At 49.8% G+C, this 16863-nt stretch carries 15 protein-coding genes and 1 riboswitch; of the genes, 3 read left to right on the forward strand and 12 right to left on the reverse strand.

What is annotated here, in order from left to right; all coding sequences use genetic code 11:
- Positions 1–13: 13 nt before the first annotated feature.
- The 7 genes from Q0757_RS10620 to Q0757_RS10650 form a co-directional block, all read right to left on the reverse strand.
- The gene (locus tag Q0757_RS10620; protein WP_298787092.1) at positions 14–934 is read right to left on the reverse strand and encodes an ABC transporter ATP-binding protein; all 921 of its coding nucleotides are present in this window, start codon (positions 932–934) and stop codon (positions 14–16) included.
- A 12-nt stretch (positions 935–946) separates the two neighbouring features.
- Positions 947–1729, reverse strand: coding sequence for an ABC transporter permease (locus tag Q0757_RS10625; protein ID WP_298787094.1), 783 nt, complete (start codon positions 1727–1729; stop codon positions 947–949).
- 1 nt (position 1730) lies between these two features.
- Positions 1731–2585 carry an ABC transporter permease subunit gene (locus Q0757_RS10630; RefSeq protein ID WP_298787096.1) on the reverse strand — a complete coding sequence of 285 codons (855 nt, stop codon included), beginning with the start codon at positions 2583–2585 and terminating at the stop codon, positions 1731–1733.
- Complete coding sequence (locus Q0757_RS10635) at positions 2566–3792, reverse strand: ABC transporter substrate-binding protein (RefSeq protein WP_298787098.1); 1227 nt, start codon at positions 3790–3792, stop codon at positions 2566–2568. The genes Q0757_RS10630 and Q0757_RS10635 overlap by 20 nt, the downstream gene beginning before the upstream one ends.
- A gap of 354 nt (positions 3793–4146) precedes the next feature.
- On the reverse strand, positions 4147–4917 hold the full coding sequence (locus Q0757_RS10640; protein WP_298787100.1) for an anti-sigma factor domain-containing protein: 771 nt from the start codon (positions 4915–4917) through the stop codon (positions 4147–4149).
- Positions 4907–5470, reverse strand: coding sequence for an RNA polymerase sigma factor (locus tag Q0757_RS10645; protein WP_298787102.1), 564 nt, complete (start codon positions 5468–5470; stop codon positions 4907–4909). Before Q0757_RS10645 ends, Q0757_RS10640 begins: the two co-directional genes overlap by 11 nt.
- A 188-nt stretch (positions 5471–5658) precedes the next feature.
- Positions 5659–6936, reverse strand: coding sequence for an NCS2 family permease (locus tag Q0757_RS10650; protein WP_298787104.1), 1278 nt, complete (start codon positions 6934–6936; stop codon positions 5659–5661).
- 62 nt (positions 6937–6998) lie between these two features.
- Positions 6999–7096: riboswitch (purine riboswitch) on the reverse strand.
- 129 nt (positions 7097–7225) lie between these two features.
- On the opposite strand from Q0757_RS10650, the gene Q0757_RS10655 reads away from it, so the two are divergent.
- Positions 7226–8116: a Cof-type HAD-IIB family hydrolase gene (locus tag Q0757_RS10655; protein ID WP_298787106.1), complete on the forward strand. Its 891-nt coding sequence runs from the start codon at positions 7226–7228 to the stop codon at positions 8114–8116.
- Between the two features lie 53 nt (positions 8117–8169).
- Here the strand turns inward: Q0757_RS10655 and Q0757_RS10660 are convergent, their stop codons facing one another.
- Complete coding sequence (locus Q0757_RS10660; protein WP_298787108.1) at positions 8170–8589, reverse strand: universal stress protein; 420 nt, start codon at positions 8587–8589, stop codon at positions 8170–8172.
- Between the two features lie 46 nt (positions 8590–8635).
- On the reverse strand, positions 8636–10087 hold the full coding sequence (locus Q0757_RS10665) for a SulP family inorganic anion transporter (protein WP_298787110.1): 1452 nt from the start codon (positions 10085–10087) through the stop codon (positions 8636–8638).
- Positions 10088–10364: 277 nt separating this feature from the next.
- On the opposite strand from Q0757_RS10665, the gene Q0757_RS10670 reads away from it, so the two are divergent.
- Positions 10365–11006: an HAD family hydrolase gene (locus tag Q0757_RS10670; RefSeq protein ID WP_298787112.1), complete on the forward strand. Its 642-nt coding sequence runs from the start codon at positions 10365–10367 to the stop codon at positions 11004–11006.
- 39 nt (positions 11007–11045) lie between these two features.
- On the opposite strand, the gene Q0757_RS10675 is transcribed toward Q0757_RS10670, so the two are convergent.
- Positions 11046–11666: an HD domain-containing protein gene (locus Q0757_RS10675; protein ID WP_298787114.1), complete on the reverse strand. Its 621-nt coding sequence runs from the start codon at positions 11664–11666 to the stop codon at positions 11046–11048.
- 160 nt (positions 11667–11826) lie between these two features.
- Here Q0757_RS10675 and Q0757_RS10680 point away from each other — a divergent pair, with 160 nt between their 5' ends.
- The gene (locus tag Q0757_RS10680) at positions 11827–15060 is read left to right on the forward strand and encodes a DEAD/DEAH box helicase (protein WP_298787116.1); all 3234 of its coding nucleotides are present in this window, start codon (positions 11827–11829) and stop codon (positions 15058–15060) included.
- Between the two features lie 210 nt (positions 15061–15270).
- Here Q0757_RS10680 and Q0757_RS10685 read toward each other — a convergent pair whose 3' ends face one another.
- Together Q0757_RS10685 and Q0757_RS10690 are read right to left on the reverse strand one after the other, a co-directional pair.
- Positions 15271–16416: a mannitol-1-phosphate 5-dehydrogenase gene (locus tag Q0757_RS10685; RefSeq protein WP_298787138.1), complete on the reverse strand. Its 1146-nt coding sequence runs from the start codon at positions 16414–16416 to the stop codon at positions 15271–15273.
- Positions 16413–16853 carry a PTS sugar transporter subunit IIA gene (locus tag Q0757_RS10690; RefSeq protein WP_298787140.1) on the reverse strand — a complete coding sequence of 147 codons (441 nt, stop codon included), beginning with the start codon at positions 16851–16853 and terminating at the stop codon, positions 16413–16415. The genes Q0757_RS10685 and Q0757_RS10690 overlap by 4 nt, the downstream gene beginning before the upstream one ends.
- Positions 16854–16863: the final 10 nt, after the last annotated feature.

Below are 16863 nucleotides of genomic sequence, written 5' to 3' on the forward strand. Positions count from 1 at the left end.
CGCTGCCTCCTTTTCAAGCCGGGGTTATAAATGTTCTTCCGCGAAATGGTTCATTCACAGCCAGGGTCACAGATTGGGCGCCTCCGACTTCATAAAACGTCTGAATCCACAGCCCGTACTGTTTTTTTACCGGCCCTGCCTCAGCTGCGAAATAATCCTTCCCCGCTTCCTTTGTCACCCGCAAAGCTTCAGCCGGGACAAAGCCTTTCTCCGGAAACCACCATCCATCTGCAAGCAGCGAAGCGGTCTCTTTTCGCTCCGGCACCCGCATGAGTTTGTCTCTATCACCTGTTTCTATAACTTCTCCGCCAGCCATGACACTGACACTCTCTCCCATGTCGAACGCCTCCTCCCGGTCGTGCGTCACAAACATGGAGGTGATGTTCTCCTGCTCAAGTATTCCTTTCACCCAGCGGCGCATCGTTTTACGTAAAGAACTGTCCAGGCTCGAAAATGGTTCATCAAGCAGCAGTACTTTCGGCGTTACTGCTATTGCCCTTGCAAGAGCCACACGCTGCTGCTGTCCTCCGGAGCATTGATACGGATACAGTACTTCAAGCTCCGCTATTTCCATTTTTTCGAGTAGCTGCCTGCCGGCTTTTGTGCGTTCTTTTTTGGGTATTCGCTTCATCCTCAAACCGTACGTAACATTTTGCAGAATCGTTAAATGAGGAAAAAGCAGCGGCTGCTGAAACATTAAAACGACAGGGCGCTTCTCTGCCGGCCTTTCATTTACATTTACTCCATCAATTATTACCGTACCGCTTGAAAATGTATCGATACCGGCGATGCAGCGTAAAAGCGTTGATTTTCCTGTTCCGGATTTCCCGACCAGGCTTCTATTTTCCCCCTCTTTCAGCTCGAGGTTTACGTTCTGGAGCACCTGGTTTTCCTGATAGATCTTGCTTCCGTTCTGAACTGACACGTATGACATATTTCCCTACCCCTACCACGATTTTAAAATTTTCGTACTGACTCTGAGCACTCCGTCAGCAGCAAGCGCGACTGCCGCCGGAAGCGCGACTGCCATTAACGAAAAGGCGCTGACAGCTGACGGTGCCGCACTGTTTGTGTATGGATAATACAATACCGCCATGGTCGTAACCGTTCCTCCTCCTATAATAACAGTCAGGGCAAACTGGCTGACAGAAATAACGACTGCAAAAAAGACAGCTGCACGCACAGAAGCAGTCATCTGAGGAAACTCAATCAGCAAAAATCTGGCAGCTGCCCCGCCGCCAAGGCTTCTCGATTGTTCATACTGGCTTCTTCCTATCCGCTCATAGCCGGCACGAATGATACGAATTGTGTACGGAAGTGTCGGGAGCAGATGAAAAAAAGCGACCCCGTACCATGTATTTGCTGTACCGCTTTGCAAAGCAAAAATGTGCAGTCCGACAGCAAGGGCTGTGATGGGAAGAAGCACAGGAATTAAAAGCATGGCATCTATCAGTTCCTTTCCCCTGAATTCCCGGACGACAAGCGCTTTAGCCGCCGGCATGCCAATCACCAGATTCAGAGCCGCCACACAAAGGGCAATAAGAATCGTCCGTCCCCAGGCCTCTGCAAGCAGCGGGTCGCTAAACGGCACTCTCCAGCCATCAAGCGTCCATGCCAGCGGCCAAATTTCCCCAAACGGCCATTCCGCCGCAAAACTCTGTACAACGAGCGCAAGCAAAGGAACTGCAAAGCAAAGTGCAAAAGCGGCTGCCGCTGCTTTTCTTTTCATGCTACTCCCCCCTCCATATCCGGATACGAAGCCGGCGAGTATACCACATTAGAAGAGCGCTAAGAGCAATGAATACCACGCCAATCCAGGCCGATACTGCGTAGGCATAAGGACGTTCCTCCCAGTTACCGCCGCTGTACCATTCAAAAATGGTAACACCAATCATTTCCGGGCGGGTCGCTCCCACCAGTCCCGGCACTTCAAAGGCACCGAATACAAACGCAAACAGAATTACTCCCGTTTCCAGGGTGACTGCTTTTAAATAAGGCCATTCCCCGTCCTTAAACTTGCGGAATGGCCCGCCGCCAAGCGTTGCCACCGCATGCTTTACCGAATTATTCATCTCCAGATAGACCGGCGCTGTCATCAGTACTACGAAGGGCACCTCTTTCCATATGTAGGATAAAATAATGCCGATGCCGCCAGTATCATTTGTCAGGATGGGGAACTCTGTTCTATTATCGATCCATCCCAGCTGCTGCATGAGAGACGCCGTCCACCCGCTTTGTGAAAAAAACCAGATGACCAGATACGCTCCCACAAAATGGGGCACAGCCATCGGAATCCAGAACAGCGCCCCGGCGCCGGCGCTTCGCTTTTTCCCAAACAGCAGCTTAGAGGCCGCCACCCCGATCCCTAGAGACAGAAGGGTGGAGACGGTCGTCACTCCAAGACTGAAGCTGATGCTTTCCCAAAAAGAAGGCAGCAAAGCTACGTCATTAAGGACAGCTAACGGACTCTCTTCTGCGCCCAGCCGCATCCACAGTACCGCGACCGCGTAGAAAGAAAGCCCTGCCGTAGCAAGAAGTGCCGGTAAAAGCATAGCTATCATGCTTTTACCTTTGAACAATTTCATTTTCCCACCGGTCTTCGGTCCACTCTACATAACCCGCATCCATTTCCGGCTGATAAGCATCATTCAGTACTTCGGTATCCAGCACGGAATCGCCGCGGTCCTGCTCAATAAATTCCTGGCGCATGTCCTCTGAGAGCGTATCAAGGTCAAGCACGGTACTGTCCCCCCACATCGACGGTGCCTGTTTCTGCAGCTGGGCTTCCGGGGACACTAGATAATTGATCGCAGTCATCGCTCCCGGCACATTTGTGCTGTTAAATGGAATCGACAGGTAGTGAGTGTTTCCGATCGAATTGTTGTCAAACACAAAGGTATCCGTTGTTTCCGGAAACGTGCCGTCCTGGATCAGGCTTTCCGCTCTTGCTTCGTTATAGCCCATAGTCATAGACACTTCGCCGTCCCGGTACAGCCGGTCCAGCTGGCTGAGCGACGACGGATACGTTTCGCCGTCTCGCCATAAATCCGGCTCCATCTCCCGCAGAGTCTCCCACATACTGCCTGTTTGTTCATCGATCCATTCTTCATCATAGCCCTGTTCAATGACTTCTTCGGCTTCGACGTTATTGTAAATAAAATGGCGCAAAAACGCATTCCCGGTAAAGTCAGTCGCTTCCGGATACGTGAACTCTCCCGGGTTGTCCTCCACCCAGGCGGCCAGCTCTTCAATACTGTCTGGAGGAGTATCAACCTTTTCAGTATCATACATAAAGGTAAACTGCACCGAACCCCAGGGTACCTCCATTCCTTCCACCGGCGTGCCGAAATCGTATGCGTTTGTATCAGCCTCCATATCAATATGATCCTCCACGTTCGGAAGAGCGTTTGCAAAGGAGCCGTATAAAAGCTCGTTGTCCTTTGCGTTACGGAAATTTTCGCCGTTCAGCCAAATGATATCCATCGTGCCTTCTTCGGTTCCCGCTTCTTTTTCAGAATAAAGGTTTTGCAGCGCGTCTTCGGTTTCAATCGGATTCCGATTCAGCGTAATGTCGTACTGCTCCTCCAGACGCGGGGCCACCCACTCATCTATGTATTCATTGGTTCCCTGGTCGCCGCCCCACATATGTAATTCCACGGTAGTTCCAGCGGCTTCTTCCTCAATTTCCTCCCAATCCTTTTCCTCCCATGATGTTTCACTTTCTTCTGAGCCTCCGGAGCACCCAGCGGCGACAAGCGCCGTCCCTGCGGCTGCGATTATTTTCCAGTTCATCCGTTTCACTTTCTCCCTTCTTAATGAGCTTATTCCATGCATTGTTTCTTTTCCCTTTTATTAGTATCTTATACATACCATTTTTGATGCCTGTACACAAAAAGACTGCCCATTAAAGGGCAGCCTCTCTGAACATAAAGTGTTAAGCTTCAGCAGGCAGTTCAGATTGGTATGATAGATCAGCTTCCCTTTTATATTAGATTTTCGTTCAGCTAACGAAACAAATATATGACTGGATCATAAATTGCGAGTGCTTTGGGCACTATTATTGTTTTACGGCGCTTTGCTCCCATGGCGGGAGCGTGCCTGAACATACAAAAAAACCGGAATTTCTTCCGGTTTTTTCGCAGCCCCTTAGGACAGTGGAGCCTCGAGGACCACTTCTCCCTGCGGAGTTTCATTGTTTGGCTGAGGTTCTTTTGTGATCGCTACAGCGTCCCACTCTTCATTAACGGCATCTGAAGGTACAACTACGGAGCCGCTGCCATTTTCATTTGTAGTAAAGGAGCCGGCAGGAATCGTCTGATCGCTTCCAATCATCCACACCTGGTAGACTTCACTATTATTAAGGTTTTCGAGTCCTTCTACGTGTACAGCCATTTCGCCCTGCTGTTCAGTATTAAGCAGCGTGACCGTCCCGCTTCCCTGCGAATTTTCTGTCGCGGCAAATTCCTGGGAAGCAATCACTTCACCCGTTTGCTGTGAAGAATCTTCAAGCTCTGAAAGAGCCGTTTGCATTTCTCCAAGGTCTCCGGCGAGCTCTTCGCGTTCTTCAGCTGCCTGCTGCCACTGCGTGCCAAGGTAAACGTTCGTGCCTATGGAAGCAAGCAGTACAGCGGCCAGTGCGCCTGCCAAAGCGCTCCATTTTCTTTTTGGTTTTGCCGTCGTGATTTCCTCTTTTGGCTCTCTTCCGACGACATGCTCCATAACCCGGTTTTTCATACCGGCCGGCGGGTCCTGCGGTTCGATATGCTGGGGCAGTTCTCCCATAATCGCCTGCATTTCCTCAAGCTCCTGCCTCGTTTCCTCATCGGTTTCAAGCCAGGCTTCAAACTCCCGTTCTTCTTCTGAAGTCAAGAGACCATTTATATAATCAAACAACCAGTCTTGTTTATTACTCGCCATAATCAACCCTCCGTTCCCTGGAGAGGTGTTCTTTTAATTTCTTTAGGGCAAGCCTGATCCGGCCCTTTACAGTACCAAGCGGTATATCGCAGGATTCTGCAATCTTACGCTGGGACAGCCCCTGAAAATAAAACAGGCGGACAATTTTTTGTTGGTCCTCTGAAAGAAGCGCGATCGCCTGTTCAAGCTCTTCGTTGCTTTCTTTCAGCTCCACCTGCTCTTCCACCCCTGTCGTTTCCTCTTTTGAATCCCTCGGATCCCATTCCACTTCCGGTTTTCTCCGGCGAATGGCATCAATCGAGGCGTTGCGTGTAATCGTAAGCAGCCAGGAGGAAAGAGAGCCTTTTTCTTTCTGATAGACGGCACTTCCCTTCCCCTGCCATATTTTCATAAAAACATCCTGCATGATCTCTTCGGCTATCTGCTGATCCTTAGTCATCCGGTAAGCAAATGAATAAAGCAGCCGTTCGTAACGATCATACAGAAGTTCAAGCGCTTCTCTGTCACGTTCTCGTATGCGCTCATATAAATCGTTATCCGATAACTTCGACATAGGCCTTCTCCTTTTTTCAAAATGCTCGGGAAAAGAGGTATGTACTCAGCTTACGCAACGTACCCCCGTATTGGATCTCTTTTCCTCGAAAAAATGTATGTAATTCTATGGTGTATGCATCTCCTTTATCTATCGTAAGCGTTTTTACCGCTTCTGCCAATAAAAAATTCCCGCCCAGGAGGCGGGGGCTACACCATGTAGGTAAATACATAATGAAGGAAAAAGAGAAATGAAATAGCGTACATGACCGGCGAAACGGCCCGCGGGCTTCCAAGTGCCATTTTCAGCAGCGGGTACGCTATGAAGCCAAAGGCAATGCCATCCGCAATGGAGTACGTAAGCGGGATGATCCCGATGACCAAATAGGCCGGGAACCATTCGGAGGCATCATCAAAGGAAATATGGCGGATTTCCTGCACCATCATCCCCCCGACAATAATCAGAACAGGAGCAATCGCGCTTTCAGGAATAAATCCCAGGAGCGGTGTGAAGAGGAGAGCCACTAAAAACAGCAGGCCGGTGACGACCGCCGTCAGTCCTGTTTTCCCTCCTTCTGCCACTCCCGCAGCGCTTTCTGCGGCTGGAATTGTCGGCGACGTACCGAGAAAGCCGCTGCCAAATGCCGTAACCGCTGCCGCCTGATAAGAACGGCCAAACTTTTCTTTCCGCTCCAGCAGGCCGTGTAAAAGCCCCATGCTTTCAAAAACGATAATCATAGTCAAAGAAAAAACCGCCGTCCAAAACGGAATAGACGACCATGCGGAAAAGTCAGCTGCAGTAAATACCGATGCGTAGCCTCCGGTAGCTGCCGCCGCTTCTCCAGCGTCGCTGCTGCTGAGCCCAAACAGCCCCGCGACAAGTGATATAACAGCAATGCCGATGAGAAAAGCACCCTTCACTTTGCGGACGACAAGCATCAGCATGATTATGAGACCAAAAAGCGTCAGCATCGCAGATGGCTCTGCCAGATTGCCAAGTGCGACAAATGTTTCCGCGTCCCCCTGCACGAGCCCGCCCTTTTGCAGGCCGATAAAGGTTAAAAACACGCCGATACCGACTGTGATGCCCTGCTTGAGCGACAGCGGCACCGCTTTTGCCAGCTTTCCTGCAAGCGGCGTCAACGCCGTTATTAAAAACAAAACCCCTGAAAGAAGGACAATGGCAAGCCCCTGCTGCCACGTCCAGCCCATTCCAATCACGAGCGTATACGCGAAAAAAGCGTTCACTCCCATGCCCGGTGTCAAAATGATCGGGGCATTGCCCCACAGCCCGATAAGCAGACATCCAAAAGCTGTCACGAGCGCCGTAGCCAGTAGGGCGAATTCGTACGGCATTCCTGTATCAGATAAAATAGCCGGATTGACGATTAATATATAAGCAATGGTAAAAAAGGAGGTTAAGCCCGCCGTCCATTCTTTTTTTACCGTTGTCTGATGGTCCTCCAGCTGAAATAATTTTTTTAGCATGATTCCATTCTCCTTTAGTTTCCTATATATGATTTTTAACCATAAAAAAGTGCCCCTGCGTGAAGGATCACACAGAGACACGTAGTCGGGAAAATCGGCTCCCGGTAGAAACATCGAACCCAGTTCGTTCGATTATACGAGTCATTTTTGATTGTCAAATTATCTTCCAATTAAGGAGTATAGCTCCTTCCAGCCAATTCGTCAACTATTATTAACTTTCATTTGAACTTTCGTGTTATTCTGAATGTATAATTCGGACGCCCCGGGCGTTACATAAGAGGTGACAGGAATGAACGTAGTAGCAATTGATATGGATGGAACTCTTCTCCATTCAAAAAAATATATATCTGAGCAGAATGCCAAGGCGTTAAACCGGATGCGGGCTGAAGGACACAAGCTCGTGATTGCCACCGGCAGAGGAATTGAGGATGTAGAGCATCTGCTTGAAGACGCCGGAGTTAAAGCTGATGGCATCGTTTCGCTGAACGGGGCCATCGTAAACCAGGGCCGCTCCGTAGTATACGAAAACGTCATGGAAAAGGAAACAGCACTCCGCGTCGTGCGGTCGCTTGAAGACTTTGGCGTCTATTTTCATGTTTACACGAACAAAGGCATGTTTTATATGCCGAAGGGCTGGCAGTATTTTATGGAGGATGCTCATGAGCTCGTAAAAGAAGACGACGACTATGAAGACCGCATGGCAGAGTTTAAACGAAAAGAAGAATACAATACCGGGCGCTTCCACATGCATCAGCTCCGCTCACTCGAAGACATTGAGGGCGAAGATGTACACGTTTATAAATTCTTGATGCTCTCCCCGCTCGAGGATAAGCTTGCTGCCGTCCGAAGCGCGTGGAAAATCCGCCAGGACGTTTCCATTACATCTTCAGGCCGGGACAACCTGGAATTTATGCACCCAAATACCGAAAAAGGGGCCGGTCTCCATCACCTGCGTATACAGGCAGGCTGGGAGGAAGCGGTCACGTTTGCGATCGGTGACAACTTTAACGACGTGTCCATGTTCCGCTACGCCGATACTGCCATCGCGATGGAAAATTCCGAACAGGATGTAAAGCTGCTTGCGGATGAAGAAACGAGTCATAATGATGATCACGGAGTCGCTCAGGCTGTGTATGACTATGTACTCTCTTCCACGAAACGAAAAGCAGAGCCGCGCTAAAAGCATCCAATAAAAAAACCGTCTGCTGTGGTAAAAAGCCACAGCAGACGGTTTTATTTTACGACAAGCACCGGACATTGCACACGCTTTACCACTTTGTGGCTGACGCTGCCAAGCACCATCGTCTGCAGCTGGTTAAGTCCCCGGCTCCCGATCACAAGGCAGTCATACGCTCCGCTATTCGCAAAGGAGACAATGGTCGGCCCCGGTTCCCCGTGCTCGATATGAACCTCATAAGAAATACCTGCTTCTTTCAGGTCGTTTTCGAGATCTTCAAGCTGTTCCCGACGCTTCATCTGAATAATTTCTTTATTTCCGTAATGCAGCACGTCCGATTTGGATTGATCTTTATCAATAATATAAATAACATCCAATTTTCCGTCCGGCACATTTTTTAATAGCTTTACCGCATGCCCTGAAGCACGGCGGGCATGGTCGGATCCATCTGCTGCGAGTAATACTTTTTGGTACACAGACATTCCCCTCTCCATTAACAGTTCTGTATCCTTAACTTATTTCTTAGTGACCGGAAGACATTCCTTCCAGCTTGCGCATTAATTCTGAGCTTTCCTCGTTAATGCTCGTAAAGTATACTTTCGTGCCTTCCTGTTTAAACTTCAGTCTGACCTTTTCAATCGCTTCGACTGCAGAGTCATCCCAAAGGTGGGTTCGTGATAAATCAATTTCCACTCTATCGAAATTCTCTTTGTAATCAAAGCTCTTCACAAAGTCCGTCACTGAAGCGAAAAACAACGGGCCGTCCACATGGTACACACGGATCGTTTCGTCCTTAATGGTTTTACTCACATGAACCTTTGATATTTTGGCTGCAAAGAACACAGCACTCAAAATAACGCCGGCAACCACGCCGATCGCAAGATTATGCGTATACACGACTGTAGCAACCACAACGATCATAACAATAGAGTCGGTCTTAGGTGCTTTCGCAAGCATTGGAAGCGAGCCCCAGTCGAATGTGCTGATCGATACCATAATCATAACGCCTGCAAGTGCTGCCATTGGTATCTGAACGACAAGCCCCTGAAGCACGAGGATCAGAAACAGCAGGAATACACCTGCTACAAAAGCAGAAAGCCGGCCTCTCCCGCCAGATTTTACGTTAATCACCGACTGCCCGATCATAGCGCACGATGCCATACCGCCGAAGAAGCCGGTAACGACGTTGGAAATCCCCTGTCCGCGCGCTTCCTGGTTCTTGTTGCTTTCTGAATCTGTCATATCATCTACGATGGTCGCAGTCAGCAGTGATTCCAACAAACCAACGACTGATAATGACAGAGCGTATGGCAGAATAATCATCAGCGTTTCAAGCGTCAGAGGTATATCTGGAAGAAGAAACACAGGGAAGGAGCTTGGAAGCGTGCCCATGTCTCCTACTGTACTGGCATTAATACCTCCAAACACGGTCACCATGCTGACGACAATGATAGCTACAAGCGTTGAAGGCACAGCGCCGGTAAGTTTAGGAAACAGGTAAATAATAGCAAGGGCAATACCTGCCAGAACAAATGGCCAAAAGCCATTTCCCCGGAAATGCTCTATTTGGGCAAGGAAAATCAGAATAGCGAGAGCATTCACAAAACCAACCATCACCGACCTTGGAATGAATTTCATCCAGCGGGCCAGTCCGCTGAAACCAATCAGAAGCTGAATGATTCCAGTCAATATGGTGGTCGCAAGCAGATGCTGCAGGCCATGATCAGCAACCAGCGTTACCATCAAAAGAGCCATAGCGCCCGTCGCTGCTGAGATCATCCCGGGTCTTCCGCCTACAATTGCAATCATTACCGCCATACTGAAAGAAGCATAAAGCCCAACCTGTGGGTCTACGCCGGCAATGATTGAAAAGGCAATTGCCTCCGGTATTAAAGCGAGCGCAACGACAATCCCTGCCAGCACGTCCCCTTTAATGTTTCCGAGCCACTCCATTTTCAGTTGTGAAAAATTCAAACTTTTTTCTCCTCTCTTTTTTTATACTCTTTATCCTTGTTGCATGTGGACATTCCGGCCTGTTGCGCGTCTCACATGCTTTCTTTTTTCAGGCTTTCATCTGTATGAAAACCAACGTCACGAACCATCAAAGTGTAGCATATCACATCAATTTTTCAATAGATTACATGAAGGTTTTTTATGTAAACGCTCTCTCATGCCGGGCTTTTTTCCGTTGATTGAAAATCGGAAAACTCGGGAAAACCAAGTAACGAGATATCTATTAGGAGGAGTCAATATGTACGGTACTTTTGTTTTTGATGTAGACGGAACACTTATTAATACAGAGGACGCCATTATTAAATCACTGAGGCGTGCTGTGGAGGAAACCACGGGGGAAATTATTGAAAACGAAAACCTGCGGCCGCTTCTCGGCATTCCGGAGAAGGACGTTTTAAACCGGCTGGGCCTGCAGGAGGATGAGCGACGCACGGTGCAGGAAAAATGGGCTGCGTACCTTGAGGAAAACCGGTTTTTGATTGATATTTTCCCCGGCATTCAGGAGCTTCTCGAAGGACTGAACATTCAGGGCTATCAGGTTGGCATTGTCACCTCTAAAACTCGCGAGGCCTTTGAGCATGAAATGAAACCATTCGGTCTGCAGCAGTTTGCTTCTTACATTATCAGTGCCGACGACACCGTCCATCATAAGCCTTCCCCAGAGCCGCTTCGGGCCTTCATGGAAACAAGCGGAGCAGAGGCCTCCAATACTATCTATATTGGCGACACGCAGCACGACAGTGAAAGTGCCGAAAAAGCAGGCACGGCTTTCGGTCTAGCTGGCTGGGGCGCGGTTCACCCGGAAAACACTTCGCCGACACTTCGTTTTGAACGCCCCGAAGAAATTTTGGAATACGTCACAAATGCCCCTTCATCCTAATTAAAAAAGGGCTGTCCGTAAAACCGGCCAGCCCCATTTTTATGCCTTTCTTTCCCATTCGCTGTAAAATTCCTCCAGATAGCTGACCATAAACCGCTGGCGTTTGGTTGCAATGGCAAGACCAGTATCCGTATTCATCATACCTTTAAGCCTCAGCAGCTTATCAAAAAAGTGCTGAATCGCGCTGTTTCGCTCGTTCCGGTATTCCGGACGCGGATCATGCAGCGGCTGATGGATGTGCCCGGTATATGCAAACGTACGGGCAATTCCGATGGCGCCCAGGGCATCCAGACGGTCTGCGTCCTGCACAACCTTCCCTTCAAGAGTCTCCGGGGCCCGTTCTTTATGGTGCCGGAAGGAAATAGAAGAAACAATCTGCATAACATGCTGCTTTAATTCTTCGTCGGCTTCATTGTGCTCCAGCCAGCGCATGATTTTTTGTTCTCCGTCTTCCCCTTCTTCGAGAAGCTTTTCGTCCCCTATGTCATGAAGCCAGGCTGCCAGGATGCATATATCAGGATCCGCCCCTTCTTTTTCAGCGATGTCCCCTGCAAGCGCTGCGACCCGCTCAGTGTGCCAATAGTCATGTGCGGGGTCTGTATGGGCGAAAAACGCCCACGCCTCCTGTTTCGCTTCATGAATCAGCTGCCTGATATCCATAAGAATCTCTCCTTCCGACGATCTCTTTCTTTATATTATACCTGCTGCAGGCGTGATTGTATGTACTTTTATTCCCTTTTTCAGGCAGTAATATGCTAAAATACGGGCAGGAAAGAACGTACGGAAGATAGTATTTCCAGCGTTGCAAGGAGGGTGAAGATTGGCTTTATTTGCCGCGGACGCTATACGCCAGATGACCGATGAAACTACATACTCAGAAGGAAAACGGCTGTATGATTTATATAAAATTGCCCATATGACAGAAGAAACCCTGATGCAGACCCGGCAGATTGAAGCAGTCGTAAAGGACACTCCTTTTCCGGAAGACGTTTTTATTGCTGTTGACGGAAGTCATACCATTCAGGAAATGTACTGTTCCTGCGACCGTTTTTATCATTCCTCGTCCGCTCCCTGCCGTCATCTCATTGCTCTGCTCCTCGAGGCCCCTGCCTTCACCAGTCCGCCGGCTTCGCCCGGCCTCGCTGCCTCAGACGAAAGCGACGCAGTGAAAGACCAGTTTCTGGAATACTTTTCGCCCTTCCAGTCACGGGTCGAGGATATAGGCACCCAAATACATGCTGACTTTTTAATCTCTTTTCCTGTTGATAACCGGAGACCCGAGGTTTTATTTCCAGTCGTTCAGGTGAAAATTGGAGAAAACCAACGGTACGCCGTGAAAAATATTCATCAGTTTATTGAAGCAATGAAAAATGATACTCCCTTCCGACTGGCTCCTTCTTTAGCATTTGATCCTGTTTTCCACTATTTTTCAGAAGAAGATCTTCATGTCCTTCAGCTGCTTGCTTCCGTGCTTCGATACGAGGAATGGGGATCTTCATTTCAGGATCAGTGGATAGCAAGAAGCGGGGCGAAAAAAGAAATCGCGATACCGCCTTATGCGGTCGAAAAGCTTTTCGGCCTGCTCGAAGCCTGTCCGAATGCCTATATCACAGACACTTACGGGGAAAGGCCCTGGAGTGTAATAGAAAATTGGCCTTATTCATTTTTTCTAAGCTATGAAAAAGAATCCGATGCGCTGATTTTTTCCACGCCACAACAGGAAGCACCATTTTTTATCAGCCACAGCAGATACTGTTTATGGGACGGACAGCTGTACTACCCGGAAAAGGAACTGGCGCGAACCGCAGCCGCTGCCCAGCGAATACTCATGCAGACAGAAGCAAAGCGCCTCGTTTTTTCCCGTCAGGAATTTATCGATACCTTTTTACACTGGGGGGCTCCGTTAATGAACCACCGCTGCCTGGAGATGGATGAGAAGCTGCAGGAAAACCTGCACACAGAACCACTGCTGACAGCCCTGTATCTCTCAAAAGGGCCCCGTGGGGAGATTACCGGAGACTTAATCTATCGCTACGGGGTTAAAGAGTATAGTGCATTTCGCACGGACTCCGCTCCATCTTTCGAAGATTCTTATTTTATACCCCGGGACCGGCAGCAGGAACAACTCCAGCTCCAACGGCTGCAGCAGAAGGGATTCCTCCAGGAAAATGACCGGTTGACCCTTTCTTCACCGAAAAATATTATTGGTTTTTTATCAAAGGAGCTGGCAGCTCTGCGGCCGTATATGGATATCTTCATGAGTGAGGAAGTTGAAAATATGCTTATCCCCGGGGACAGCCTCTCGTTATTTTCCGACATTCATGCCGAGGAGGGATGGATGGAGCTGTCACTCACCTCGTCTGTAACAGACGCTTTAGAGACGCCTGGGATCTGGAGAGCTCTCCAGGAGGGGGAGGAATTTTATAAAACAGAAGACGACCGGTACCTGCCTCTCGATGATGAAATGCTGCAGCGTCTCGCCCGTGCCTTGCAGCAGATGCCAAAGCCGGACCGGGCCGAAGAAGATGATTCAGTGCGCTATCCGGCCCACCAGGCGTTCAATCTGGACAAACACCTATCCGGCACCCCCCGCTGGCAGACGACTCTTGATGTCGATGCCATGCTTGAAAACATCCGGCGTGCTGCTGAAAAAGATACAGCGCTTGCCGAGCCGCTCGGTGTAAAGCTGCGGACGTATCAGCGTGAGGGGATTCAGTGGATGAAGCAGCTCGCCGCCTACCGCTTTGGCGGTATTCTGGCAGACGACATGGGGCTTGGGAAAACGCTGCAGGCACTTGGCTTTATTGCGACAGAATACAGGGAAAATCCTGGAGGAGAACCGTTTGTTATTATCGCCCCCTCCTCACTTTTATATAACTGGAAAAAGGAAACCGAGCGCTTTTTTCCATCGTTAAGAGTGACCGTCGTTTCCGGCAGCAAAAAAGAACGCGAGCAGCAGATCCAGCAGCAAAGCGATATTTTCATTACCTCCTATCCTTTGATCCGCCGGGACGTTGAGTGGTACGGAGAAACGTTTTTCCGCGGCATTTTCCTGGACGAGGCCCAGGCGGTCAAAAATGCCGGGTCTAAAACAGCAAAAGCCGTGAAGCAGCTCCGGAGCAAATACTGCTTTGCACTGAGCGGAACCCCGGTGGAAAACAGACTTGATGAGCTGCGGGCGATATTCAGCGTCGTGATGCCCGGGCTGTTTCCAAGCAAAAAACTGTTTTCCTCCTGGAGTCCTGAAGAGGTTCGGGACAGAGCGTCTCCCTTTATTATGCGCCGCACAAAGAAAGAAGTGCTCCAGGAGCTTCCTGAAAAAGTTGAAACGACGACCTACTGTGACCTTTTAACGACTCAGGCGGACATATACAAAAAAACGCTGCAGAACGTGCAGCAGGAAGCGGATGCTCTCCTTGAAGAAGGAGCGGACACCAACCGGATGCATCTTCTTTCTCTGTTGACCCGCCTGCGGCAGATCTGCTGCCATCCCTCGCTCGTGGAGCCCGATTACCAAAGCTCCTCCGGAAAGCTTGAGGAACTCGTGCGCATTCTTCATGAAGGTGCAGCAGGCGGTCAGCGGATTCTTATATTTTCCCAGTTCACCTCCATGCTTGCTCTTATCAAAAGCCGGCTGGCAGAAGAAGGCATCGATTACTATTATCTTGATGGGAGCACTCCGGGAGAGGAGCGGGTACGTCTTGCTGAAGCCTTCAACGAAGAAGAAGGACCGGACGTCTTCTTGATTTCATTACGCGCCGGCGGAACCGGTCTCAACCTTACCGGGGCGGATACCGTAGTTTTGTATGACCTATGGTGGAACCCGGCGGTGGAAATGCAGGCAGCTGACCGTGCCCACCGCCTCGGCCAGACTAAGACAGTTCAGGTCATTCGTCTTATCACTCATGAAACCATCGAAGAAAAAATCCAGCACATGCAGGAGGAAAAACGCCACCTGTATGATCAGGTCATCACAGATGAGCAGACCAGCCTGAACACGCTGAGCGAAAATGACATCCGCCTGCTCTTAACCGGAAAAGTGCAGGAAACCTGACCAACGGCGCGGGCTCTGGAGGAGGTTTGCCCAAAGGAGGTCTTTCCCTTTGGCGAAGCTCTGAAGAGGATGCCGCCGTTGGTTTCCGGAGCTGGACAAGGAAAAGCGCAGGAAACCTGACCAACGGCGCGGGCTCTGGAGGAGATTTGCCCATGTAAACTAAAAGAAGCAGAAGCGTCCAATTGGGCACTTCTGCTTCTCTATTTACTGTTATTGTTCCGGAAGATACCCGGCAACCAATTCAACCAGCGGGTGATGTACAGGAAGCTCAGCGTAATGGCTCAAAGCTCCTTTGTATCCTTCACGGTCGATGGTGTTTTGGAGCTCCACAGCCTCCCCGTCTTCAGTTACATTGAACTGAAGGGCAGCAGCGATAACAAATGCCAGGGCCTCCGGACGCTCCCCGGCTTCCTGCAGCTCCACCGCAGGACGGACTAAACGATCCTTTGGACCGAGCTTCCGGATCGGCCCGCGGCCCACCCGGGTCACCGGATCGGAAAGATACTCGTTTGAAAACCGCCCTTTGATTTTTGCCTGGTATTCGTTCTGTTCTTTTTCACCGAACCCGTGTTTGATTTGAAGCAGGCGGCCTGTTTCCCGGATCGCTGCTTCAAAGGCGCCTGAGACCTCCGGGTGCTCCATCGCTTCTTTCGTCGTTTCACATCCGTACAGGAAGCCGACGTAGGCAAGCGCTGCATGGCCGGTGTTTACCGTAAACAGCTTCCGCTCAATATACGGAGTGAGGTCATCCACGTAGGTCACAGCCGGGATGTCCGGCGTTTTTCCTTTCAGCGAAGGTTCTTCCACCGCCCATTCTAAAAATGGTTCAACGACTACCTTCAGCCCCTGACCCTCAGGCTGGTTAGGTACAATACGGTCCACGGCAGCATTGGCGAATCCGGCAAAACTGCCGGCTTCTGTTTTTTCGTCCTCCGTCAGCTGCTCCCAGATGTATTTCCTTAATTCCGCTGTTCCGGCCACCATGTTTTCGCAGGCGATAATATTGACCGGGCTGGCGTTTCCTTCAGCAGCTTTTTGCTTTAATGCTTTTGCAATAACGGGAGCTACATGCTTTAATACTGCCGGTCCGACAGCCGTCGTAATCAAATCCGCTTCCGCCAGCTTCTGTACAAGAGCGTCTTCCTCTTTCGCACTGTGAAAGGCCTGCACTCCTGAAATGGTCTGCGCAGAAGCTCCGTCTTCAGCGAGCTCCACCACATATTCGCCCTTTTCCTTCAGCTGATCGATCAGGGAATCATTAACATCAGCAAAATACAGCTCGTATCCGGCATCAGACAGCACCTGTCCGATAAACCCACGGCCGATGTTTCCAGCGCCTATCTGTACCGCGATCATGAAAGTTCAACCTCTCCGATTACATCAAGCAGCTCTTCCTTAGAGGAAGCCTGGACCATTTTTTCGATATTGTCTTCGTCGGAACACACAATTGCAATCTTCGATAAAATGTTTAGATGTTCATCACCTTTGCCGGCGATACCAATCAGAATTCTTACTTCATTGCCGTCAAAATCCACTCCGTCCGGCACCTGGACCACTGACAACCCGGAATGGTCCACCCATTCGCGCGAATCCTCCGTACCGTGCGGAATTGCAACGCCGTTTCCCATAAAGGTCGATGTCACTTTTTCACGCTCGAGCATGCTGTCAATATACTTTTGCTGCACGTATCCGTTATCAACAAGAACGCCCCCCGCTTCACGAATGGCTTCCTCTTTTCCCCCGAGCGATACGTTCAATTTCACATTTTCCTGCTGCAGTACTGGTTTAGTCATATGATTTCTC

It is taken from the genome of uncultured Marinococcus sp., from assembly GCF_947493875.1.
Classification (GTDB): Bacteria; Bacillota; Bacilli; order Bacillales; family Marinococcaceae; genus Marinococcus.